The 21,371-nt window shown below is 68.7% G+C and carries 22 protein-coding genes; 17 read left to right on the top strand and 5 right to left on the bottom strand.

Features of this window, described 5'->3' with window-relative positions:
* The first annotated feature begins 42 nt into the window (after positions 1 to 42).
* Genes narI through mobB form a run of 4 tightly spaced genes read left to right on the top strand, consistent with a single transcriptional unit; the run spans position 43 to position 2,791 of the window.
* The gene (narI, locus tag AC1Q7H_RS08690) at positions 43 to 726 is read left to right on the top strand and encodes a respiratory nitrate reductase subunit gamma (RefSeq protein ID WP_153954148.1); all 684 of its coding nucleotides are present in this window, start codon (positions 43 to 45) and stop codon (positions 724 to 726) included.
* Between the two features lie 27 nt (positions 727 to 753).
* The gene (locus tag AC1Q7H_RS08685; protein ID WP_013953860.1) at positions 754 to 1,506 is read left to right on the top strand and encodes a peptidylprolyl isomerase; all 753 of its coding nucleotides are present in this window, start codon (positions 754 to 756) and stop codon (positions 1,504 to 1,506) included.
* Positions 1,507 to 1,521: 15 nt separating this feature from the next.
* Complete coding sequence (locus AC1Q7H_RS08680; RefSeq protein ID WP_153954147.1) at positions 1,522 to 2,229, top strand: carbonic anhydrase; 708 nt, start codon at positions 1,522 to 1,524, stop codon at positions 2,227 to 2,229.
* A gap of 4 nt (positions 2,230 to 2,233) precedes the next feature.
* The gene (mobB, locus tag AC1Q7H_RS08675; RefSeq protein ID WP_013953862.1) at positions 2,234 to 2,791 is read left to right on the top strand and encodes a molybdopterin-guanine dinucleotide biosynthesis protein B; all 558 of its coding nucleotides are present in this window, start codon (positions 2,234 to 2,236) and stop codon (positions 2,789 to 2,791) included.
* Here mobB and AC1Q7H_RS08670 read toward each other — a convergent pair.
* Both AC1Q7H_RS08670 and AC1Q7H_RS08665 read right to left on the bottom strand, forming a co-directional pair.
* Positions 2,757 to 3,329: a DUF2889 domain-containing protein gene (locus AC1Q7H_RS08670; protein WP_041228722.1), complete on the bottom strand. Its 573-nt coding sequence runs from the start codon at positions 3,327 to 3,329 to the stop codon at positions 2,757 to 2,759. The genes mobB and AC1Q7H_RS08670 overlap by 35 nt on opposite strands.
* Before the next feature lie 117 nt (positions 3,330 to 3,446).
* Positions 3,447 to 4,373 (bottom strand): LysR family transcriptional regulator, encoded by a 927-nt coding sequence (locus AC1Q7H_RS08665; RefSeq protein ID WP_013953864.1) that lies wholly within the window; start codon positions 4,371 to 4,373, stop codon positions 3,447 to 3,449.
* 102 nt (positions 4,374 to 4,475) lie between these two features.
* Here AC1Q7H_RS08665 and AC1Q7H_RS08660 point away from each other — a divergent pair, with 102 nt between their 5' ends.
* The 12 genes from AC1Q7H_RS08660 to cobA all read left to right on the top strand — a co-directional run bounded on the left by AC1Q7H_RS08660 (position 4,476) and on the right by cobA (position 16,388).
* Positions 4,476 to 5,438, top strand: coding sequence for a tripartite tricarboxylate transporter substrate binding protein (locus AC1Q7H_RS08660; RefSeq protein WP_211979436.1), 963 nt, complete (start codon positions 4,476 to 4,478; stop codon positions 5,436 to 5,438).
* 20 nt (positions 5,439 to 5,458) lie between these two features.
* Positions 5,459 to 6,877, top strand: a complete 1,419-nt coding sequence (gene leuC, locus AC1Q7H_RS08655; protein ID WP_013953866.1) for a 3-isopropylmalate dehydratase large subunit — start codon at positions 5,459 to 5,461, stop codon at positions 6,875 to 6,877.
* Positions 6,870 to 7,514, top strand: a complete 645-nt coding sequence (gene leuD, locus AC1Q7H_RS08650) for a 3-isopropylmalate dehydratase small subunit (protein WP_153954144.1) — start codon at positions 6,870 to 6,872, stop codon at positions 7,512 to 7,514. The genes leuC and leuD overlap by 8 nt, the downstream gene beginning before the upstream one ends.
* Before the next feature lie 220 nt (positions 7,515 to 7,734).
* Complete coding sequence (locus AC1Q7H_RS08645; protein ID WP_153954143.1) at positions 7,735 to 9,399, top strand: nitrite reductase; 1,665 nt, start codon at positions 7,735 to 7,737, stop codon at positions 9,397 to 9,399.
* 12 nt (positions 9,400 to 9,411) lie between these two features.
* On the top strand, positions 9,412 to 9,774 hold the full coding sequence (locus AC1Q7H_RS08640) for a c-type cytochrome (protein WP_153954142.1): 363 nt from the start codon (positions 9,412 to 9,414) through the stop codon (positions 9,772 to 9,774).
* The gene (locus tag AC1Q7H_RS08635; RefSeq protein WP_492381121.1) at positions 9,714 to 10,949 is read left to right on the top strand and encodes a cytochrome D1 domain-containing protein; all 1,236 of its coding nucleotides are present in this window, start codon (positions 9,714 to 9,716) and stop codon (positions 10,947 to 10,949) included. Before AC1Q7H_RS08640 ends, AC1Q7H_RS08635 begins: the two co-directional genes overlap by 61 nt.
* A gap of 7 nt (positions 10,950 to 10,956) precedes the next feature.
* Positions 10,957 to 11,946, top strand: a complete 990-nt coding sequence (gene ahbB, locus AC1Q7H_RS08630; protein ID WP_013953871.1) for a siroheme decarboxylase subunit beta — start codon at positions 10,957 to 10,959, stop codon at positions 11,944 to 11,946.
* Positions 11,943 to 12,407, top strand: a complete 465-nt coding sequence (locus AC1Q7H_RS08625; RefSeq protein WP_153954140.1) for an AsnC family transcriptional regulator — start codon at positions 11,943 to 11,945, stop codon at positions 12,405 to 12,407. Before ahbB (AC1Q7H_RS08630) ends, AC1Q7H_RS08625 begins: the two co-directional genes overlap by 4 nt.
* Complete coding sequence (ahbB, locus tag AC1Q7H_RS08620) at positions 12,407 to 12,907, top strand: siroheme decarboxylase subunit beta (protein WP_013953873.1); 501 nt, start codon at positions 12,407 to 12,409, stop codon at positions 12,905 to 12,907. Before AC1Q7H_RS08625 ends, ahbB (AC1Q7H_RS08620) begins: the two co-directional genes overlap by 1 nt.
* 12 nt (positions 12,908 to 12,919) lie before the next feature.
* Positions 12,920 to 14,083: a heme d1 biosynthesis radical SAM protein NirJ gene (gene nirJ / locus AC1Q7H_RS08615; protein ID WP_492381120.1), complete on the top strand. Its 1,164-nt coding sequence runs from the start codon at positions 12,920 to 12,922 to the stop codon at positions 14,081 to 14,083.
* Positions 14,080 to 15,579, top strand: a complete 1,500-nt coding sequence (locus tag AC1Q7H_RS08610) for a cytochrome D1 domain-containing protein (RefSeq protein WP_492377930.1) — start codon at positions 14,080 to 14,082, stop codon at positions 15,577 to 15,579. The genes nirJ and AC1Q7H_RS08610 overlap by 4 nt, the downstream gene beginning before the upstream one ends.
* Positions 15,580 to 15,614: 35 nt before the next feature.
* Positions 15,615 to 16,388 carry a uroporphyrinogen-III C-methyltransferase gene (cobA, locus tag AC1Q7H_RS08605; protein ID WP_153954137.1) on the top strand — a complete coding sequence of 258 codons (774 nt, stop codon included), beginning with the start codon at positions 15,615 to 15,617 and terminating at the stop codon, positions 16,386 to 16,388.
* Positions 16,389 to 16,514: 126 nt separating this feature from the next.
* On the opposite strand, the gene pobA is transcribed toward cobA, so the two are convergent.
* Positions 16,515 to 17,684 (bottom strand): 4-hydroxybenzoate 3-monooxygenase, encoded by a 1,170-nt coding sequence (gene pobA / locus AC1Q7H_RS08600; protein ID WP_492381119.1) that lies wholly within the window; start codon positions 17,682 to 17,684, stop codon positions 16,515 to 16,517.
* A gap of 126 nt (positions 17,685 to 17,810) precedes the next feature.
* On the opposite strand from pobA, the gene AC1Q7H_RS08595 reads away from it, so the two are divergent.
* Entirely contained in the window at positions 17,811 to 18,716 is a 906-nt protein-coding gene (locus tag AC1Q7H_RS08595) for a helix-turn-helix domain-containing protein (RefSeq protein ID WP_211979441.1), read from the top strand.
* 4 nt (positions 18,717 to 18,720) lie between these two features.
* Here the strand turns inward: AC1Q7H_RS08595 and pcaDC are convergent, their stop codons facing one another.
* Complete coding sequence (gene pcaDC, locus AC1Q7H_RS08590; RefSeq protein ID WP_153954135.1) at positions 18,721 to 19,896, bottom strand: bifunctional 3-oxoadipate enol-lactonase/4-carboxymuconolactone decarboxylase PcaDC; 1,176 nt, start codon at positions 19,894 to 19,896, stop codon at positions 18,721 to 18,723.
* A 70-nt stretch (positions 19,897 to 19,966) separates the two neighbouring features.
* Positions 19,967 to 21,322 (bottom strand): 3-carboxy-cis,cis-muconate cycloisomerase, encoded by a 1,356-nt coding sequence (locus AC1Q7H_RS08585; protein ID WP_228772415.1) that lies wholly within the window; start codon positions 21,320 to 21,322, stop codon positions 19,967 to 19,969.
* Positions 21,323 to 21,371 lie beyond the last annotated feature (49 nt).

Here is a 21,371-nt window from a genome sequence, read left to right as displayed (position 1 = left end):
ATGGCAATGCAAACTGAACACCAGACAATGGGTTAACACACCATGGCAACGATCCACCAATTCCTCTTCGGCATCTACCCGTATATCGCTGCCGCCATCTTCCTGTTCGGCAGCCTGGCGCGCTTCGAGCGCGAGCAGTACACCTGGAAGACCGACAGCTCGCAGGTGCTGTACCGCGGCAACCTGCGCACCGGCAACATCCTGTTCCATGTCGGCATCCTGGGCCTGTTCTTCGGGCACCTGGTTGGCCTGCTGACGCCGGTGGCGGTGTGGGATGCGCTGGGTGTCTCGCACGGCTTCAAGCAGGCTGTGGCGATGGCCGCCGGCGGCGTGATGGGCACCATGTGCCTGGCCGGGCTGCTGATCCTGCTGCACCGCCGCCTGACCAACGCCCGCGTGTCGGCGGTCACCCGCACCGGCGACAAGGTGCTGCTGCTGTGGCTGCTGGTGACGCTGCTGCTGGGCCTGTCCACCATCTTCGAATCCGCCAGCCACATGGACGGCCACATGATGGTGCAGCTGATGACCTGGGCGCAGCACATCGTCACGCTGCGCGGCGACGCCGCCGGCTATGTCGCGGATGCGCCGCTGCTGTTCAAGGCGCACCTGTTCATGGGCATCACGCTGTTCGCGATCTTCCCGTTCACGCGGCTGGTGCATGTGTGGAGCGGCTTTGCCTCGGTCGGCTATCTCGGCCGCGCCTGGCAATTGGTGCGTAGCCGCTGAGCGCCGCAACCCGACAAGGAGAACAGCATGCCTGTCACCGTCAATGGCGTGGAACTGCGCGACGCCGATATCGAACGCGAACTGGACCACCATCACGATGCGGCCAACCCGGCGCGGCTGGCCACCATTTCGGCCATCCTGCGCCAGCTGGTACGTGCCGAAGCCGACCGCATCGGCCTCGCCGCCGAAGGGCTGGACGACGACGCCCTGGCGCTGGCGCTGCTGGAACGCGAGGCCGGCATCCCCGAGCCCGACGAAGCCAGCTGCCGCCGCCACTACGACAGCCGCCCGGAGCGCTTTCGCGACGGCGAATGGGTCGAGGCCGACCATATCCTGTTCCAGGTCACGCCGCGCGTGCCGCTGGACGCGCTGCGCGAGATCGCCGCGCAGACGCTGGCACTGGTGCGGGGCGATCCTTCCACCTTCCCCGAGCACGCCCGCGCGCTGTCCAATTGCCCGAGCGGCGCCAACGGCGGCCGGCTTGGCCGCGTGTTCCGCGGCGAGACCGCTCCGGAATTCGAGCGCGCGCTGTTCGCCGCGCAGCAGGACGGCGTGCTGCCGCAGTTGGTGGAAACCCGCTTCGGCCTGCATATCGTGCGCGTCCTGGAACGCTGCCCCGGCACGCGCCTGCCCTTTGATGCGGTACGCGGCGACATTGCCCGCGCCCTGGCCAGCGCCGCGCGCGATCGTGCCTGGAAGCAATACGCCAGCCTGCTGATCGGGCGCGCGCGCATCGAAGGCATCGAGCTGGAAGGCGCCGACAGCCCGCTGGTGCAGTAGTGCCTGGATGCCGCCATGCATCACATCGAACAACTGCTCAAAGGTTTCGAACGCTTCCAGCAACGCTATTTCGACGACGAGCCCGGGCTGTTCGACACGCTGCGCACCGGCCAGCGCCCGCCCACGCTGCTGATCGGCTGCAGCGATTCACGCGTCGATCCTGGCCTGCTGCTGGGCTGCGATCCGGGCGAGCTCTTTACCGTGCGCAATATCGGCAACCTGGTGCCGCCCTGCACCGGCCGCCATGAAGGCAGCCTGCACGGCGTATCCGCAGCGATCCAGTTTGCCGTGCAGCAGCTGCGCGTGGCCCGCATCATCGTGATGGGCCACGGCGGCTGCGGCGGCATCCGCGCCTTGCTGGCGCAGCCGGCCGACGCCGGCGACCATCCGCCCGATGAAGGCGAAGACCCCGACTACATCGGCGCCTGGGTGCGCATCGCCGCACCGGCGCGCAGGCAGGTAGAGGAAACCCTGGCCACGGCCAGCGCCGCCGAGCGCCAGCGCGGCTGCGAGCAGGCGGCGACCCTGGTGTCGCTGCGCAACCTGCAGACTTTCCCATTCGTGCGGCGTGCGCTGGAGGCCGGCAGGCTGACGCTGCACGGCTGGTATTTCGACCTGCAGGCCGGCGCACTGCTGGCCTATTCGCAGCGTGCCGACAGCTTCCTGCCGCTGGTGTGCCCGCTGCCCGCCCAAACTGAACTCCGCGAATCCTGCGAACCCTGACACCATGCATCCCTTCATCCTAGGCATCACCGGCACCTCCGGCAGCGGCAAGACCACGCTGATCACGGCGCTGCTGCCGTGGTTCCGCGCACAGGGCCTGACCGTCAACGTGATCAAGCACAGCCATCATCCGCTGGAACTGGAACCGCCGGGCAAGGACAGCGCGCGCTTTCGCGCCGCCGGCGCGGCCGAGGTGATGGTGGCATCGCCCTATCGCTTTGCCATCGTGCGCGAACTGGCCGACGAGGCCGAGCCGACGCTGGCCGAGCAGGTGGCGCGCCTGCGGCCGGCCAATATCACGCTGGTGGAAGGCTTCCGGCGCGAGGCGATTCCGCGCATCGAGGTCTACCGGCCGGCGCACGGGCGCGCGCCTTACTATCCGGGCGATCCTTCGATCATCGCGCTGGCCACCGATGCGCGCATGGACACGGTGCTGCCCTGCATGGCTCTTGATGACATTGCACAGGTGGGGGGCTTCATCCTCGCCATGAAGGACGAGGCGGGGGCGGCGACCGCGGCTGCCGCGTTCAGTCGCTCGCGCGACGGTGCAACGGCCATATGACGTTCACGGCCTCGCCGTCGTTGCGGTAGGCGTGGCAGGTGTCCAGTATCCAGGGCCGGGGTACGGGCTCGTCTCCTGCCAGCTTGGCATCCCACGGCGTCTGTTCGCGCTGGACCGACATCATGGTCTGCATCGCGGTGGTGGCCAGGGGCCCCAGCAGTTCCGTCAGGTGGGTACAACCCTTGGCGCCCCCCAGGCGCGCCCTGGCCTGCTGCCGGAAGCCACCGCCGATGCGCAGACCCTCCAGCTGCCGATAGGCGGCGTTGATTTCCGCGCAGTACGGCGTCGGGCCGGTCTCGGTGCGGGCCTCGAAACGCCGGATCACCAGGTCCGCGTCGATGGTCATGCACAGGCGCATCTGGTGAATGAGGCCACCTTCGGGCACGCTGACAAAGGGCAATTCGGTGGCGTCGGCGGAAATATCATGCATATCGGCCTCGATGTCATAGAGGCCATCGTCGCGCAGATAACCGCGGCATTCGATCTGGCGGGTGTGACGCAGCGTGCGTCCGGGTTGGGGCGTGGGGGCTGTTTCCATGCGCGTTTCCATCAGGCTTCTGGTATTGCCAGTCATGATGGACGCTAGTGGCGCTGGAATCGCCCCCCAGTATCGGGTGGCGCGGCCCCGATACCGCGCATGATCGCCGCCGGATGGCTACCAGCAGTTGTCCGCGCTGCCCGCGCCGGACGCACGGTGGCTGGCAAAGTGGTCCAGCAGGAAGTCCACCAGCGCCCGCACCTTGTCCGGACGATGGTTGCGCGCCGGGAACACGAGATGGATATCCGCGGGCGCGAACTGCCATTGCGGCAGCACCCGGCGCAGGGCGCCGCTGCGCAGGTGCTCCGCAACATCCCACTCGGAGCGCACGATCAGGCCCTGGCCATCCAGCGCCCAGGCCAGCGCCGATTCCCCGTCATTGGTACTCATGGTGCCGCGGACCTTGACGGTCTCCTGCTGTGCGCCATGGCGCAGGTGCCAGGTGCCGAAGGTCTCGTCGGCTTCGCGGATGAAGATGCAGTTGTGCCGCGCCAGCTCGCGCGGGCTCGACGGCTCGCCCCGCGCTTCCAGGTAGGACGGCGCGGCACAGAGCAGGCGGCGGTTGCTGGCCAGCAGGCGCGCCGTCAGCCGCACGTCCGGCATCTCTCCAAAGTGGATCATGGCGTCCAGGCCCTGCTCGACCAGGTTCAGGGGCCGGTCGCTCAGGTAGAGCTGGACCTCGATATTCGGAAAGCGGCGCGAGAACCCCGACAGTGCCGGCGCGATATGCCGCCGTCCGAAGCCGAGCGTTGCGCCGATCTTCAGCAAGCCGTGCGGGGTGCTGCCGGTGCCCGCGATCGATCGCTCCAGCGCCTCCATCTCCGCAAGGATCCGCGCCCCTTCCACCAGATAGCTTTCCCCTTCCGGCGTCAGGCTGATGCGGCGCGTGGTCCGGTGCAGCAACCGGACGCGCAGCCGTGCCTCCAGCCCCGCCAGCCGCTTGCTGACCGCGGGCGGCGTCACGCCAAGCTCCTGCGCTGCGCCGGCCAGGCTGCCGTGCTTGTTGATGCACGCGAAGAACGCGACGTCCGAGAGGTTATCCATTAGTGAATACCAGGAAACAAAGAAGTAACTGAGTTTGAATTATGTGCTTCTGAGTGAATGATACGATGGTTTCCATAACGATTCCTAAACCAGGAGACACTCATGAAAGTTGCCCACCTCACGGCCTTGCTGCTGTGTGCCGCGTCGATCGGCACGGCCGCGGCGCAGTCCTATCCCCAGCGCCCGGTACGCCTGATCGTGCCGTACGCCCCGGGCGGCAGCGCCGACATCGCCGCGCGCCTGGTCTCGGATGCCTGGTCGAAGAGCCTGGGCGGCACCATCGTGGTCGAGAACCGTGCCGGCGCCGGCGGCAATATCGGCGTCGATGCCGTGGCCAAGGCCGCCGCCGATGGCTACACCATCGGCCTGCAGACCGTGTCCCTGGCGATCAACCCGGGCCTGTTCCCGCGCATGCCCTACGACACGCTGAAAGACCTGGCCCCCATCGGCATGGTCGCCAGCTCGCAGCATGTGCTGGTGGTCAACAACAACGTGCCCGCCAAGAACCTGCAGGAACTGATCGCGGCGGCCAAGGCTACGCCGGGCAAGCTGACCTACGGGTCCGCGGGCAACGGCAGCACCTTCCATATGTCGGCCGAGCTGTTCAAGTCGGTGGCCAACGTCTCCATCGTCCACGTGCCGTACCGCGGCGGCGGCCCGGCCCTGGTCGACACCATTGCGGGCCAGGTGGACATGAGCTTCCCGGTGGTCTCGGCCGCGCAGCAGCATGTGCAGGGCGGCAAGCTCAAGGCGCTCGCCGTCACCGGCACCAGGCGCTCGCCGCAGTTGCCCAATGTGCCGACCGCGGCCGAGGCGGGCCTGCCCGGCTATGCCTTCGAGACCTGGTTCATGGTGTTTGCCCCGGCCGGCACGCCCAAGCCCGTGATCGACAAGCTGAACGCGGCACTGAACACCGCGCTGGCCGCGCAGGCAACCCGTGACCGCATGCTCAAGGAAGGCTTCGAGCCCACCCCGACCACGCCCGAGGCGGCACGCCAGCGCCTGGAAAAGGAGATGCCTGTGTGGGCCAACCTGATCAGGCAGCGCGGCATCACCGCGGAATAACGACAGACAAGGCAGTTGCCATGACCCCCAAGACGCTATACCAGAAGCTGGTCGACTCCCATACCGTGGCCAGGATCGACGACGACAATGTGCTGTTGTACTGCGACCTGCACCTGATGAACGAGTACACCAGCCCGCAGGCCTTCGCCGGGTTGCATGAACAGGGCCGCGGCGTGCTGGTGCCGGGACAGAACGTCTCGGTGGTCAGCCATATCATCCCGACGCACCCCACAGCGATCCGCGTGATCGCGGACCCGGCCTCGGCGCTGCAGGCCACCAACCTGCGTGCCAACTGCGAGCGGCACGCGATCCCGCTGTTCGACACCAACGACACGCTGCAGGGCATCGAGCACGTGATCGCGCCCGAGCACGGCATGATCCGGCCGGGCATGGTGGTGATCTGCGGCGACAGCCATACCACCACCTACGGCGCGCTCGGCGCGCTGGGCTTCGGCATCGGCACGTCCGAGGTCGAGCATGTGCTGGCCACCCAGACGCTGGTCTACCGGATGGCCAGGACCATGCGCATCCGCGTGGACGGCAAGCTGCCCGCCGGCACCACCGCCAAGGACCTGATCCTCAGGATCATCGGCGCGATCGGCGCGCAAGGTGCGCGCGGCTACGTGGTGGAGTACTGCGGATCGGCGATCCGCGACCTGAGCGTCGAGGCCCGCTTCACGCTGTGCAACATGACCGTGGAAGCCGCGGCGCGCGGCGCGCTGATCGCGCCGGACGCGGTCGCCACCGACTATGTGCTGCGCCGCGCCGTGGATATCGAAGGCCCGCAGCGCGACGCCGCGCTCAGCTACTGGGCCACGCTGCAGAGCGATCCGGACGCCGTGTTCGACATGGACTTCGTGTTCGACGCGAGCGAGATCGAGCCCTACGTCACCTGGGGCACCAGCCCGGACCAGGTGCTGCCGGTTTCCGGGCAGATCCCGTTCCCGGAAGACCAGATCGACGAGGCCGAGCAGCGCTCGGTCGAGCGCGCGCTGGCGTACACGCACCTGCAACCGGGCGCCGCGCTGGCAGGCACGCCGATCCAGCACGTCTTCATCGGCTCCTGCACCAACGGCCGCATCGAGGACCTGCGCGCGGTGGCCAGCGTAGTGCGCGGCCGCAAGGTCGCTGCAGGGGTCCGGGCCATGGTGGTGCCTGGGTCGGGCGCGGTCAAGGCCCAGGCCGAGCGCGAGGGCCTGGCCGGGATCCTCACCGCCGCCGGCTTTGAATGGCGGCAACCGGGCTGCTCGATGTGCCTGGCCATGAACGACGACGTGCTCGCCGACGGCGTGCGCTGCGCTTCCACCACCAACCGCAATTTCGAGGGCCGGCAGGGACGCGGTGCCATCACCCACCTGATGAGCCCGGCCATGGCCGCCGCGGCAGCGGTCACCGGCGTCATCACCGACGTCCGCAAGTTGGAGATCACCCATGCCTGAACACACCTGCATCGCCGGCAAAGGCGCCGCCATCCGCTTCGAGAACCTCGATACCGACCAGATCATCCCCAAGCAGTTTCTGCGCGGGATCGACAAGGCCGGGCTGGCCGAGGGCATCCTCTACGACCACCGCTTCGATGCCAGCGGCGCGCCGCGCCCTGGCTTCGTGCTGAACCGGCCCGAGTACGCCGGCACCAGTATCCTGGTGAGCGGCGCCAACTTCGGCTGCGGCTCCAGCCGCGAGCACGCCGTCTGGGGCCTGCAGCAATTTGGCATCCGCGCCGTGATTGCGCCGAGCTTCGGCGAGATCTTCTATTCGAACGCGATGAACAACCGGCTGCTGCTGGTGATGCTGCCGCGTGAGGTGATCGAGCCGTTGATGAACGACGTGGATGCGGACGCGGGCAACACCATCAGCATCGATGTCGAGGCGATGCGGGTGCGCACTCCGTCTGGCGACTACGCCTTCGACCTGTCGGCACGGCACCGCCGCATGTTTATCGAAGGGCTGGACATGATCGGCCTGTCGCTGCGGCAGCGCGGCGAGATCGAGCAGTTCATCCAGCAGTACCGGGGCGCGTTCCCGTGGACAACGAACGTGGCCAGGCGCACGCGCGACCGCTTGGGCCCGACCTGAACCCTGCCTTGCAAGCGCATCGCCTCCACGGTGCGCTTGCACCATCGCAAACGACAAACATCAACCACCCACACTTCGTTCCCGCACCACCGCCGCCGTTTGATGCCAGTCAATTCCATGTCGTCAGTGTGTCCGCATGCTTCCCACATGACGACAGGTGCCCGCCACCCAGGCATGGGCACCGCGAAACCGCTTTCCTCACCGCTGATCCACGGCACCCATGAAAGCAAAAAACTGGCTGTACCCGGCAATCGCGGCATTGCCGCTCTCACTCTGGCTCGGGCTGCCACATGCAGCCACCAAGGCAGAACCGAAGGCGGAACAGAAGGCCGCCATCCCCACCCTCACTGCCGCTGAGTTCGACCACGCCCGGCAGATCTACTTCGAGCGCTGCGCCGGCTGCCACGGCGTGCTGCGCAAGGGCGCGACCGGCAAGGCGCTGACGCCGGACATCACCCGCGCGCGCGGCACCGAGTACCTGAAGACCTTCATCAAGTACGGCAGCCCCGCCGGCATGCCGAACTGGGGCACCTCGGGCGATCTCTCCGACCCGGAAGTCGACCTGATGGCGCGCTATATCCAGCTCGACCCGCCGACCCCGCCCGAGTACTCGCTGGCCGATATCGAGAAAAGCCGCAAGGACATCCTGCCGGTGGCCCAGCGCCCGACCAGGAAGATGAACCAGTACAACCTTGACAACCTCTTCTCGGTCACGCTGCGCGATGCCGGCGAGGTGGCGCTGATCGACGGCGACAGCAAGCAGATCATCAATATCGTCAAGACCGGCTACGCGGTGCATATCTCGCGCATGTCGGCGTCCGGGCGCTACCTGTATGTGATCGGCCGCGATGCGCGGCTGGACCTGATCGACCTGTGGCTGCCCAAGCCCGATATCGTCGCGGAAGTGAAGGTCGGCATGGAGGCGCGCTCGGTCGAGACCTCCAAGTACAAGGGCTATGAGGACAAGTACGCCGTGGCCGGGTCCTACTGGCCGCCGCAGTACGTGATCATGGAAGGCGACACGCTCAAGCCGCTCAAGGTGGTCTCCACGCGCGGCATGACCGTGGACAACGAATACCACCCCGAGCCGCGCGTGGCGGCCATCGTCGCCAGCCATTTCCATCCGGAGTTCGTGATCAACGCCAAGGAGACCGGCAAGATCCTGATGGTCAACTACTCGGACCTGTCCAACCTGAAGACCACCACGATTGATTCAGCCAAGTTCCTGCATGACGGCGGCTTCGACGCCACCGGCCGCTACTTCCTGGTGGCCGCCAATGCGTCCGACAAGATCGCCGTGGTCGACACCAAGGAGAACAAGCTGGCCGCACTGATCAACGTGGGCAAGACCCCGCATCCGGGACGCGGCGCCAACTTCACGCATCCGAAGTTCGGCCCGGTCTGGACCACCAGCCACCTTGGCGACGAGACGATCAGCCTGATCGGCACCGATCCGGTCGGACACCCGGCGCAGGCGTGGAAGGTGGTGCAGACCATCAAGGGCCAGGGCGGCGGCTCGCTCTTCATCAAGACCCACCCGAAGTCGTCCAACCTGTGGGTCGACACGCCGCTGAACCCTGACGCCAAGCTCAACCAGTCGGTGGCGGTATTCGACACGCGCAACCTGGAAGCCGGCTACAAGGTGCTGCCGATCGCTGAATGGGCCGAGCTGAAGGGCGCGGGCGCCAGGCGCGTGGTGCAGGCCGAATACAACAAGGCCGGCGACGAGGTCTGGTTCTCGGTCTGGGGCACCAAGGACGGCGAGTCCGCGCTGGTGGTGGTCGATGACAAGACCCGCACGCTCAAGACCGTGATCAAGGACAAGCGCCTGGTCACCCCGACCGGCAAGTTCAACGCCTACAACACGCAGCACGACGTGTACTGAGCCGGCACCACCATGCGTGATCACATCGCCTGGCGGCGCGCTGCACTGGCGGGGCTGGCAGCTGCCTTGCTGGGCGCAGCGCCCGGCGCGGCGGCCCAGCCCACCCCTGCCCGGCAGGCGCAGCTTGCGCACTGGCTGCGCGATGACTGCGGCGCCTGCCATGGCATGACGCTGCGCGGCGGGCTGGGCCCGCCGTTGACGCGCGAGGCGCTGTCCGGCAAGCCGCCCGCGGGCCTGATCGCCACCGTGCTGTACGGCCGCCCCGGCACCGCGATGCCGCCCTGGCAACCCTTCATGACGCAGGATGAAGCCCAATGGCTGATCGATCGACTGCAGGCCGGCAAGCCACCGGCCGCCTCGCCGCAAGGCAACTGATCCGCGGCCTGGCCGCGGCCTTGTGCGCCACCGTTGCCGCCGCGCTGGTGGCGGGTTGTGCCAGCGCCGTGCGCGGCACCGGCGACCTGGGCGTGGTGGTGGAGCGCGCCGCCGGGCAGCTGCAGATTGTCGAGACCACCGGCATGACCCGGCTGGCAACGGTGGAAGGACTCGGCGACTTGTCCCACGCCAGCGTGGTGTTCTCGCGCGATGCACGCTACGCCTATGTCTTCGGCCGCGACGGGGGACTGACGCGCGTGGACCTGCTCAGCGCCCGCATCACCCACCGCATGCTGCAGGCGGGTAACAGCATCGGCGGCGCGATCTCGCAGGATGGCCGCGTGGTGGCCGCGCAGAACTACGCGCCTGGCGGCATCCGCCTGTTCGACGCACAGACCCTTGAACCGCTGGCTGACCTGCCGGCGATCGGCAATGACGGCCGCCGCTCCAAGGTGGTGGGCCTGGCCGACCTGCCCGGCCGCCGCTTTGCCGCCAGCCTGTTCGAATCCGGCGAGATCTGGATCATCGACGCCAGCGATCCGCGCCGGCCGCAGGTGACACGCCTGCCCGCCGGCCGCGAGCCGTACGACGGACTGGTCACGCCCGATGGCCGCTGGTACCTGGCCGGCCTGTTCGGTGAGGACGGCCTGGCGCTGGTCGACCTGTGGCAGGCGCCGCTGCTGTCGCGCCGCGTGCTCTCCGGCTACGGCCGCGGCAGCGCGCCGCTGCCGGTCTACAAGATGCCGCACCTGCGCGGCTGGGCCATGGCCCAGGGCATGGCCTGGCTGCCGGCGATCGGCCGTCATGAGGTGTTGGTGGCCGACCCCGCCAACGGCTGGCAGCAGGCCGCGCGCGTGCCGCTGGCCGGCCAGCCGGTCTTTGTGATGGCACGGCCAGACGGGCGCCAGGTCTGGGTCAACTTCGCCTTCCCCCACAACGACACGGTGCAGGTGATCGACACCGCCACGCGCCAGGTGGTGCGCACGCTGCATCCCTGCCGAGGCGTGCTGCACATGGAGTTCACACCCAAGGGCGAGTCGCTGTGGCTGTCCTGCCGCGACGACAACCGTGTCGAGGTCTACGACACCGCCAGCCTGGCGCGCATTGCCACGCTGCCCGCCGACAACCCCAGCGGCATCTTCTTCACCGTGCGCGCGCAACGGTTCGGCATGTAAGGGCCCCATGTACGATGAACTGAACCTCTACGACACCCTGCAGCGCGATTTCCCGCTGCAGCCGCGGCCCTACCAGGCGCTGGCCGGCAAGCTCGGCCTGTGTGAACACACGCTGCTGAGCCTGCTGGCGCGCGACCTGGGCAGCGGGCGCATCAGCCGCGTCGGCGCCGTGTTCGCGCCCAACGTGATCGGCGTCAGCACGCTGGCGGCGCTGTCCGTGCCGCCGGCCCAGCTGGACCGCGTGGCGGCGCGCGTCAGCGCCTGCGCGGCGGTCAGCCACAACTATGCGCGCAGCGGCCACCCGTACAACCTGTGGTTTGTCGCGGGCGCGCGCGAGCGACGCATGCTCGACGTCACGCTGGCGTCGATCGGGGACATGACCGGCCTGGCGCCGCTGGACCTGCCCATGGCCCGCGAGTATCACATCGACCTCGGTTTCCCGCTCGCGCGCCCGGGCAGCGCACGCGCCCGCCGCGCAGCCAGCGCGGCCGCTCCCGCCGCACCTGTCGCCCTGGACGATGACGACTGGCGCCTGGTGGCAGCACTGGAAACCGGCCTGCCGCTGACGCCGCGCCCGTTCCACGCGCTGGCGGCGCAAGCGCGGATGCCGATGCCGCAGGTCCTGGAGCGGCTGGCGCGCTGGTCCGCGCAGGGCGTGATCCGGCGCTTGGGCGTGGTGCTGCAGCATGGGCGCTTCGGCTTCGGCCACAACGCCATGTGCGTGTGGGACGTGCCCGACGCGCACGTGGACGCCATCGGCATGCGGTTGGCCCGGCAGGCGCGCGTGACCCTGTGCTACCGCCGCGCGCGCCGGCTGCCCGACTGGCCCTACAACCTGTTTGCGATGGTCCATGCGCGCAATGCGGAGGACTTGCAGCCCGCGCTGGCGCGCATCCACGCCACCGCCGGGCTGGAACATGCGCCCGGGACCGTGCTGGTCGGCACGCGCTGCTACAAGCAGCGCGGCACACGCTATGCCATGCAGGTGTCGGCATGACCCGTGCAATCGCAGCACTCGACCCGCTCGACCGCCGCATCATCAACGCGCTGCAGCGCGGCCTGCCACTGGTGCCGCATCCGTATGCCGAAGCCGCATCGGCCCTCGGCATCACCGAGGCCGAACTGCTGGAGCGGCTGCGCGCGCTGCTTGCCGCAGGCGTGCTGACGCGCGTCGGCCCGCTGTACCAGATCGAGCGCGCAGGCGGAAGCTTCGTGCTGTGCGCCTGCCATACGCCAGCCGAACGGATTGAAGCTGTGATCGCCGCCGTCAACGCGCACCCCGAGGTCGCCCACCACTATGCGCGGACGCATCACCTGAACCTGTGGTTCGTGCTGGCGGTGGCAAGGCCGGGGGAGGTCGCACCGGTGCTCGCGCGCATTGCCGCGGCGGCCGGCGTCGAGATCCTGCCGTTCCCGAAGGAACGCGAGTTCTTCGTCAACCTCTACCTGCCCGCCTGATGTCCGAGCCTGTCGATCCCGTCGACCTGGCGCTGATCCGCGCCACGCAAGCCGGCCTGCCGCTGGTGCCGGCGCCCTATGCGGCGGTGGCCTGCGAACTCGGCCTGACCGAGCACGAGGTGATCACGCGGCTGGCTGCGATGCAGGCGCGCGGCGTGCTGCGCCGTATCGGCGCCGTGCCCAACCACTACCGGCTGGGCTGGCGCGCCAACGGCATGACCGTGTGGGACGTGGACGATGCGTGCATTGACACGCTGGGCGAGCGCATCGGCGCCCTGCCCTTCGTCAGCCATTGCTATCGCCGTCCGCGCCACTTGCCGAATTGGCCCTACAACCTGTTCGCGATGGTCCATGCGCGCTCCCGCGAAGACGCCGCGCCGCAGGTTGCCGCGATCGCGGCACTGCTTGGCGACGCCTGCCGCGCGCACGACGTGCTGTGGTCCACCCGCATCCTCAAGAAAACCGGGCTGCGCCTGCCGTCGCCCGGCCCAGACCAATAGGAAACCCCGCCCATGTTCCGCCTGTCCCGCTTCATGGAAGCCCTGCGCGATGCCGGCCCGGTGCCGCCGCCGCGCAAGCCCGCCGTCCCGGTGGTGATCTGGAACCTGATCCGCCGCTGCAACCTCAACTGCCGGCATTGCTATGCCACCTCCGCCGACACGGACTTCAAGGGCGAGCTGGATACCGCCGAGGCGCTGCGCGTGCTCGACCAGCTGCGCGATGCGCGCGTGCCCGCGCTGATCCTGTCCGGGGGCGAACCGCTGCTGCGGCCTGACCTCTATGAGATTGCCGCACGGGCGCGCGCGCTCGGCTTCCACCTGTCGCTGTCATCCAACGGCACGCTGCTTGATGCAGGGCATGCCGCCCGGCTCGCGGCAGCGGGCTTCGACTACGTCGGCGTCAGCCTGGACGGCTTGCCCGCCACGCACGACCGGTTCCGCCGCAGCGACGGCGCCTTCGCGCAGGCGCAGGCCGGCCTGCGCGCCGCGCGTGCGGCCGGCCTGCGCGTGGGCGTGCGCATGACGCTGACCGAAGCCAACGCGGCGCAACTGCCCGACTTGGTGGCCCTGACCGAATGCGAGGGCATCGACAAGTTCTACCTGTCTCACTTCAACTATGCCGGCCGTGCGCGCAGCCATCGCGCCGAAGACGCGCACCATGCCCGCACCCGCGCCGCGCTCGACTGGCTGTTCGACCACGTCTGGCAGCGCACGCAGCAGGGCCATGCGGGCGACTTCGTCACCGGCAACAACGATGCGGATGGCGTGTACCTGCTGTACTGGATCGCCAGGCGCCTGCCGCATCGCCTGGCCGATTTGCGCCAGCGGCTGGAACACTGGGGCGGCAACGCCACCGGCGTCGGCGTGGCCAATATCGACAACCTGGGCAATGTCCATCCCGACACGATGTGGTGGCACGTGACCGTGGGCAATGTGCGCGAGCGGCCGTTCGGCGATATCTGGGCCAGCCGCGCCGATCCGCTGATGGCGGGCCTGGCCAGCACGCCGCGTCCGCTGCAGGGGCGTTGCGCCGGCTGCGCATATCGCGCCATCTGCAACGGCAACACCCGGGTGCGCGCCTTTGCGCTGACGGGCAACCCCTGGGCGGAGGACCCGGGTTGCTACCTGAGCGATGACGAGATCGCGCATACGCCGGGCACGGAGGTCGCAGCATGAAGACCGTGCTCCGATGGCTGATCGCCCTGGCCTTTGCCGGCGCCGCGCAATCCGCCATGGCCGCCGAACCCGCGGCGGTCTACAGCCAGCACTGCGCCACCTGCCATGGCACCGACCGCCTCGGCGCCATGGGCCCCGCGCTGCTGCCGGAGAGCCTGGAACGCCTGCGCGCCAGCGAACTTGACCAGGTGCTGCACGATGGCCGTGCCGCCACGCAGATGCCGGCATTCGCCGGCACGCTGGCCGAACCCGACTTGCAGGCGCTGGCGCGCTGGCTGCGCACGGCGCCCGCAGCCACGCCGCAATGGAACGCAGAGGCCATTCGCGCCAGCCATATCGTCCACCACGCCCCCGGCAGCCTGCCGGCACGGCCCGTGTTCAGCGCCGATCCGCAAAACCTGTTCGTGGTGGTGGAGGCCGGCAGCCATCATGTGACCGTGCTGGACGGGGATCGGCTGGCACCGGTCCATCGCTTTGCCACCCGCTTTGCGCTGCACGGCGGCCCCAAGTTCAGCCGCGACGGCCGCTATGTCTACATGGCCAGCCGCGATGGCTGGGTCAGCAAATACGACGTGTGGAACCTGGCCTATGTGGCGGAGATCCGGGCCGGTGTGAACACGCGCAACGTCGCCGTCAGCGACGACGGCCGCTGGGTGCTGGCCGGCAATACGCTGCCGCGCACGCTGGTGCTGCTCCATGCCGAAGACCTGTCGCTGGCGCGGGTGATCGACGTGAGGGGGCGCGATGGCGAGGCCTCGCGCGTCTCCGCCGTCTACGACGCCGCGCCGCGCCACAGCTTTTTTGCCGCGCTGAAGGATATCGCCGAGGTCTGGGAGATTCCGTATGCCGATGCGGCCGGCGCGCCGTTGCCCGCGCTGGCACCGCGCGTGGTGGTGCTGGATGATGTGCTCGATGACTTCTTCTTCGACCAGTCCTATCGCCATATCCTGGGCGCTTCGCGCAAAGGTGGCGGACAAGTGATCGACCTGCAGAAGGGCCGCAAGGTTGCGGCGCTTGCGCTTGGCGGCATGCCGCACCTGGGCAGCGGCATCACCTGGCAGCGCGATGGCCGTGAAGTGATGGCCTCGCCCGACCTCGGGCAGGGGCGCATCACGGTGATCGACATGCAGGCCTGGCATACGATCGCCACCATACCAACCAACGGCCCGGGCTTTTTCCTGCGCAGCCATGAAAACAACCCCTACGCCTGGGCCGACGCCATGATGAGCCCGAAGCGCGACACGCTGCAGGTGATCGACAAGCAAAGCCTACGGGTGGTCGGCAGCGTCACGCCGAGCCCTGGGCGCACCGCCGCCCACGTCGAATTCACGCGCGACGGGCGCTACGCGCTGGTCAGCCTGATGGAGCGCGACGGCGCCATCGTCGTGTACGACGCGGCCACCTTGCAGGAGGTCAGGCGCCTGCCGATGGACAAGCCAATCGGCAAGTACAACGTCTTCAACAAGACCACGCGCTCGGCCGGCACCAGCCACTGAGCCGGCGTGGTGATGCCCCATTGCAGGAGGCCAAGATGAATTCCCCCCTGAAGCCCGGCAAGGTCTGGCTGGTCGGCGTCGGCCCCGGCAGCCCGGACCTGGTCACGGTACGCGCCATGCGCGCGCTGGCCGCGGCCGAGGTCTGGCTGGTCGATGACCTGGTCGCGCCGGAGATGTCCTGCTATGCCAGCCCCGGCACCCATGTGGAGTGGGTCGGCAAGCGCGGCGGGCGCTGCTCGGTCAGCCAGGAACGCATCCAGCAGCTGACGCTGCAGCATGCGCTGGCCGGCCGCAACGTGGCGCGCGTCAAGGGCGGAGATCCGCTGCTGTTCGGGCGCGGCGGCGAAGAAGCGGCCTTCCTGCGCGGCCAGGGCATGGCCGTCGAGATCGTCAACGGCATCAGCAGCGGCATGGCCGCCGCGCAGGCACTGGGGATTGCGCTGACCCACCGCGCGCACTGCCATGGCGTGACCTTTGTCACCGGCCATACCAGCGCGCACGGCTCGCCCGACTGGCAGGCGCTGGTGCGTGGCGGCACCACGCTGGTGATCTATATGGGCATGAGCCGGATCGCGGCGATCCGCGACGGCTTGCTGGCGGCGGGCATGTGCAGCGACATGCCAGCGGCGGTGGTGATGCATGCCGGCAGCGAGCAGGCACGCAGCTGGACCGGCTCGCTCGGCACGCTCGCCGAATCGCTCGCAGCGGGGCTGGCCAGCCCGGCCGTGGTGCTGGTGGGTGGGGTGGTCGGAGACACGCTGCAGGCGGTGCAGGCGATGGTGCCGGGTGCCGGCGCGCTGGTAGCGTAGCGTTGGCTGCCGGCAAGGTGCTACCGAGTTCCGGGAACCCGATTGTTTGCTCCCTCTCCCGCTCGCGGGAGAGGGAGCAAACCCGCAGCATGCAAAAGCTGTCAGCAATCGCGCAGCGCACTCAGCTCAATACGGCAACCCCACATAATTCTCCGCCAGCGCCCGCGACGCCGCCTCCGACCCCACCAAATACTCCAGCTCCGCCCGCTGCATCCGCAACGAGAACGCATCCGCATCCGGAAACCGGTGCAACAGCGAAGTCATCCACCACGAGAAGCGCTCGGCCTTCCACACCCGCTGCAGGCAACGCGCGGAATAGCCATCGAGGCCGCTGGCATCGGCATGGCGGTAACGGGCTTCAAAACCCTCGGACAACGCCAGCACATCACTGGCCGCCAGGTTCAACCCCTTGGCCCCGGTAGGCGGCACGATATGCGCCGCGTCGCCCGCCAGGAACAGCCGGCCAAAACGCATCGGCTCGCACACAAAGCTGCGCAGCGGCGCAATGCTCTTCTCGATGCTGGGCCCGGTCACCAGCGCGCTTGCCGTCTGCGGATCGAGCCGGCTGCGCAGCTCCTGCCAGAAGCGCTCATCGGACCAGTCTTCCACGCGCTCGCTCGACGCCACCTGCACGTAGTAGCGGCTGCGGTGGCGTGAACGCATGCTGCACAGCGCGAAGCCGCGCTCATGGCTGGCGTAGACCAGCTCATCGGCAACGGGTGGCGTCTCCGACAACAGCCCCAGCCAGCCAAACGGATAGACGCGCTCGAACACCTGCCGCGCCGCCACCGGCACGCTCTCGCGGCAGATGCCGTGAAAGCCGTCGCAGCCGGCGATGTAGTCGCAGGCAACCTCGTGCATGGCGCCATCCTTGCGATAGCGCACCGACGGCGTGCTGCCGTCGAAGCCCTGCACGCTGACTTCCTGCGCTTCATAGATGGTGGGGGTGCCGTCGGCGCGGCGCGCTTCCATCAGGTCGCGCGTGACCTCGGTCTGCCCGTACACGGTGACGCTGCGCCCGATCAGCGCATGCAGGTCGATATGGTGGCGCTGCCCGCCGTACGACAGTGCGATGCCGTGGTGGACCAGGCCTTCCGCATGCAGCCGCCGGGCCACGCCGGCGCGTTCCAGAGCGTCGACGGTGACGCTCTCCAGGATGCCCGCGCGGATGCGGCCAAGCACGTATTCGGGGCTGCGTTGTTCGATGATGATGTTGTCGATGCCGGCGCGTGTCAGCAACTGGCCGAGCAGCAGGCCGGCCGGGCCGGCGCCGATGATGGCAACCTGGGTGCGCATGTCTTGTCTCCTTGTGGGTATCCGTCTTCTGCCGCTAAAGATAGTCGGCGGTGGCCCGCCAAGGAATGGACAGATCGAACCAATGACAGGACAATCGGAACATCGCTGGTAAACACTGAAGCCACCGTGAGACCTGTCCCGACGTACTCGCTGTACGGCACCAATCCCTCGGAATTGCTGTCAAACCAGCTGCATTTTGAGTCCATCGCCGCGCGCAGCCGCCTGCACGGGTGGGAGATCAAGCCACACCGGCATGAGCGCTTCCTGCAAATTCTGTACATTCACTCAGGCGCCGGCGAAGCCTTGCTGGAGGAGCGGCGCGAACCGCTGCGCAGCGGTTCGCTGGTGACGATGCCGCCACGGCACATCCACGGCTTTGTCTTCACTCCGGACACCGACGGCATGGTTGTGACCATGACCGACAGCCACCTGCGCACGCTGCTGGCCGGTGTGCCGGATGCGCTGCCGCTGTTCGCCCGTCCGCGCCACGACCGCGTGCGCCGGGGCCACGCGCTGGCCGATACGCTGGCGCTCGTTCGTGGCGAGATGGAAACTGTGTCCGCCTGGCCGGGGGCGTCGCTGTCGGCGTTGATGACGCTGCTGCTGATCGGCATCGCGCGGCTGGCCAATGCCACCGCGCCGGCCGCGGTGCGCAGCAACAGCCGGCCCGCGCGGCACTTCCAGCACTTTCAGCAGATGCTCGAGTCAGCTTATCGTGAGCAGAAGGAAATCGCGCACTATGCCGGCGCCATCGGCATCACGCCCACACAGCTCAACCGCGTGTGCCGACAGGCGTGCGGGCAGTCGGCCCTGCAGATGATCCATGCGCGCGTGCTGGCCGAGGCGCAGCGCGACTTGCTCTTCAGCGACCTGGAGGTCAAGTACATCGCCCTGTCGCTCGGGTTCTCCGACGCCGCCTACTTCTCGCGCTTCTTCGCGCGGCTGGTAGGACAGTCGCCGACAGAGTTCCGGCAATCGGGGCGCGCGCGGCTGCCGGCAGCCATGCCGCCGCCCGCGGATGCGGCGGGGTGACCGGTCAGCCGGCCTGGTCCATCCCGGCGAACACCTCCTCGGCCAGATGAAAGGCCGAGTTCGCCGCCGGCACGCCGCAATAGATCGCGGTCTGCAGCAGCACCTCCTTGATCTCGTCGCGCGTCACGCCATTGTTGGCGGCGGCGCGCAGATGCAACCTGAGCTCCTCCGGGCGGTTCAGCGCCACCATCATGGCGATGGTCAGCAGGCTGCGCGTATGCCGCGGCAGGCCTTCGCGCGTCCAGATCTCGCCCCAGGCATAGCGCGTGATGAGGTTCTGGAATTCCTCGTTGAGCGGGGTCAGCCGCGCGAGCGAACGGTCCACGTGCGCGCTGCCCAGCACCTCGCGCCGCACGGCAAGGCCGGCGTCGTAGCGCGCATGATCATCGGTCACCGGCAGCCGGCCGCGCACGAAATCGAGCAGCGCTGCCGTGAAGCGGCCGGGCTGCTCGAAGCTGGAAATATGCGCGGCGGGCAGTTCGACAAAGCGGGCGCCGGGAATCGCATCAGCCAGCTCGCGGCCTTCCTGCGCAGGGGTCGACGGGTCCTGGCTGCCGGCGATGACCAGCACCGGCACTTGGATCGACGCGACCGACTCGCGGAAATCGGCGTCGCGCACGGCCGCGCAATTGGCCGCATAGCCGCGCGGATCGAGCCCGGCCAGCACATCGCGCAAGCCGTCCAGGGCGCGCTCCGCCGTGGCGGCAAACCCCGGCGTGAACCAGCGTTCGACCGAAGGCGCGACCATCACGGCCATGCCTTCGCGCAGCACGGTGTCGATGCGGGTATTCCAGCCGTCGGCATTGCCGATCTTCGCGGCGGTATTGGCCAGCACGATATGCGAGAACCGCTGCGGCGCATGGATGCCCAGCCACATCCCGGTGAGCCCGCCCATCGACAGGCCACAGAACACCGCCTGCCCGATCCCCAGCGCATCCAGGATGGCGATGACGTCCTGCCCGAGCTGCGCCACGGTAAAGGCATCGCCAGGCGCGGTCGAGCGGCCGTGGCCGCGGGTGTCGTAGCGCACCACGCGAAAGCGCCCGGCCAGCGTGGCAGCCTGCGGCTCCCACATGGTGTGGTCGGTGCCGAGCGAGTTCGAGAAGAGGATGGCCGGCGCGGAATCGGGGCCGTCAACGGTGTAGAAGAGCCGGGCGCCGGCGTGGTCGAGGTAGGGCAATACAGTCTCCTTGGGTGCGCGGCCGGCGGCGTGGCCGGCGCATCGCGGTAGTTCCGGGCTCAGGGCAGTCTCAGGACTGGCGCGCCGCCAGCGCGGATTGCCAGGCCTGCACGGCGGCGTCCGCAAAGGCAGCTGACTGGCCCGCGTAGTTGGCCGGGTCGGCAAGGCGGTCCAGCACGGCGTCATCGAGCAGGCCGGCATGCGCCGGGTCGGATTGCAGCGTGAGGGCCAGCGCGTCGCGCAGGCTGGTGCCGTCGGCCACCGCACGTTGCGAGGCACGCTCTACCAGATGGTGCGCTGGCAGCCGACCGATCCTGCTGCCAAGTTCAAGCATCGCCGCCTCGCCGAGGATCAGGCCATGGGTGAGGCCGAGGTTGGCACGCATGCGCGCCGTATCGACCTGCAGCCCCGCCACGACCTCGCCCATCTGGCGCAGCGCGCCGGCGGCCAGCGTCACGATCTGCGGCAGCGTGTCCCACTCTGCCTGCCAGCCGCCCAGGGCGCGTTCATGTTCCTGCACCATGCCCGCCAGCATCGTCGCCACCAGCGGGGGCACGCGCACCGCGGCCGTCAGCACTGCCGCGCAGCCGACCGGGTTGCGCTTGTGCGGCATGGTGCTGGAGCCGCCGCGGCCGGGGCCGGCTGGCTCGGCCACTTCCGCCACCTCGGTCTGCATCATCAGGGAGATATCGCGCGCCATCTTGCCGAGCGTGCCGATCAGCATGCCCAGCGTGGTGGCGATCTCGGCCATGCGGTCGCGATGTGCGTGCCACGGCAGCACAGGGGCGGCCAGGTCCAGTTCGCGGGCCAGCGCGGCGGTCACCGCGGGCGCGGCCTGGCCAAGGCTGGCGAGCGTGCCGGCGGCGCCGCCGAACTGCAGCACGCGGGTCTGGACACGGGTGGCATCGAGACGGCCGAGATCGCGGCGCAGCGCATCGAGCCAGCCCGCGGCCTTGAGGCCGAAGCTGGCTGGCAGGGCATGCTGGAGCCAGGTGCGCGCGACCATCGGCGTGGCCCGATGCGCCGAAGCCAGCGCGGCGCAGGCTTCGCCCAGGCGCACCAGGTCGGCATCCAGCGCGCGCAGCGCGTCGCCGGCCTGGAGCACCAGTGCGGTGTCGATGATGTCCTGGCTGGTGGCGCCCCAGTGGACAAAGCGCGCCGCCTCGGCATCGCGCGCGGCCACGGCGGCGGTCAGTTGCCTGACGAAGGGAATGGCGAGATTGCCGGCAGCGACAGCGGCTTGCGCAAGCGCGTCGCGGTCAATGATGCCGGGGTCGCGGCAGACGTCTGAAATCACGGCCGCGGCCGCGGCAGGGATCACGCCGCTGTCGGCTTCGGCGCGCGCGAGCGCGGCCTCCACGGCAAGCATACGCTGCACCGTGCCGGCGTCGGAGAAAATGTCCAGCACGGCCGGGCTGCCGGACATGGGATCGGTAAGACGCATAGCGGTTGGCATTGGGGGCGATGGGTAGCGT

Source organism: Cupriavidus sp. GW823-FHT06D04, from assembly GCF_058795055.1.
Note: the sequence above shows the minus strand (reverse complement) of the source record. Positions and strands in the feature narration are given on the sequence as shown.

What these genes read in the sequence shown, in the direction of transcription:
- leuC (WP_013953866.1), top strand. Translation starts at nt 5,459, where the DNA reads ATGACCCCCAAGACGCTATACCAGAAGCTGGTCGACTCCCATACCGTG.
- AC1Q7H_RS08640 (WP_153954142.1), top strand. Translation starts at nt 9,412, where the DNA reads ATGCGTGATCACATCGCCTGGCGGCGCGCTGCACTGGCGGGGCTGGCA.
- AC1Q7H_RS08645 (WP_153954143.1), top strand. Translation starts at nt 7,735, where the DNA reads ATGAAAGCAAAAAACTGGCTGTACCCGGCAATCGCGGCATTGCCGCTC.
- AC1Q7H_RS08585 (WP_228772415.1), bottom strand. Translation starts at nt 21,322, where the DNA reads ATGTCCGGCAGCCCGGCCGTGCTGGACATTTTCTCCGACGCCGGCACG.
- ahbB (WP_013953873.1), top strand. Translation starts at nt 12,407, where the DNA reads ATGTCCGAGCCTGTCGATCCCGTCGACCTGGCGCTGATCCGCGCCACG.
- AC1Q7H_RS08625 (WP_153954140.1), top strand. Translation starts at nt 11,943, where the DNA reads ATGACCCGTGCAATCGCAGCACTCGACCCGCTCGACCGCCGCATCATC.
- cobA (WP_153954137.1), top strand. Translation starts at nt 15,615, where the DNA reads ATGAATTCCCCCCTGAAGCCCGGCAAGGTCTGGCTGGTCGGCGTCGGC.
- AC1Q7H_RS08660 (WP_211979436.1), top strand. Translation starts at nt 4,476, where the DNA reads ATGAAAGTTGCCCACCTCACGGCCTTGCTGCTGTGTGCCGCGTCGATC.
- AC1Q7H_RS08665 (WP_013953864.1), bottom strand. Translation starts at nt 4,373, where the DNA reads ATGGATAACCTCTCGGACGTCGCGTTCTTCGCGTGCATCAACAAGCAC.
- AC1Q7H_RS08635 (WP_492381121.1), top strand. Translation starts at nt 9,714, where the DNA reads ATGGCTGATCGATCGACTGCAGGCCGGCAAGCCACCGGCCGCCTCGCC.
- narI (WP_153954148.1), top strand. Translation starts at nt 43, where the DNA reads ATGGCAACGATCCACCAATTCCTCTTCGGCATCTACCCGTATATCGCT.
- AC1Q7H_RS08610 (WP_492377930.1), top strand. Translation starts at nt 14,080, where the DNA reads ATGAAGACCGTGCTCCGATGGCTGATCGCCCTGGCCTTTGCCGGCGCC.
- AC1Q7H_RS08680 (WP_153954147.1), top strand. Translation starts at nt 1,522, where the DNA reads ATGCATCACATCGAACAACTGCTCAAAGGTTTCGAACGCTTCCAGCAA.
- leuD (WP_153954144.1), top strand. Translation starts at nt 6,870, where the DNA reads ATGCCTGAACACACCTGCATCGCCGGCAAAGGCGCCGCCATCCGCTTC.
- AC1Q7H_RS08670 (WP_041228722.1), bottom strand. Translation starts at nt 3,329, where the DNA reads ATGGAAACAGCCCCCACGCCCCAACCCGGACGCACGCTGCGTCACACC.
- mobB (WP_013953862.1), top strand. Translation starts at nt 2,234, where the DNA reads ATGCATCCCTTCATCCTAGGCATCACCGGCACCTCCGGCAGCGGCAAG.
- AC1Q7H_RS08685 (WP_013953860.1), top strand. Translation starts at nt 754, where the DNA reads ATGCCTGTCACCGTCAATGGCGTGGAACTGCGCGACGCCGATATCGAA.
- ahbB (WP_013953871.1), top strand. Translation starts at nt 10,957, where the DNA reads ATGTACGATGAACTGAACCTCTACGACACCCTGCAGCGCGATTTCCCG.
- pobA (WP_492381119.1), bottom strand. Translation starts at nt 17,684, where the DNA reads ATGCGCACCCAGGTTGCCATCATCGGCGCCGGCCCGGCCGGCCTGCTG.
- nirJ (WP_492381120.1), top strand. Translation starts at nt 12,920, where the DNA reads ATGTTCCGCCTGTCCCGCTTCATGGAAGCCCTGCGCGATGCCGGCCCG.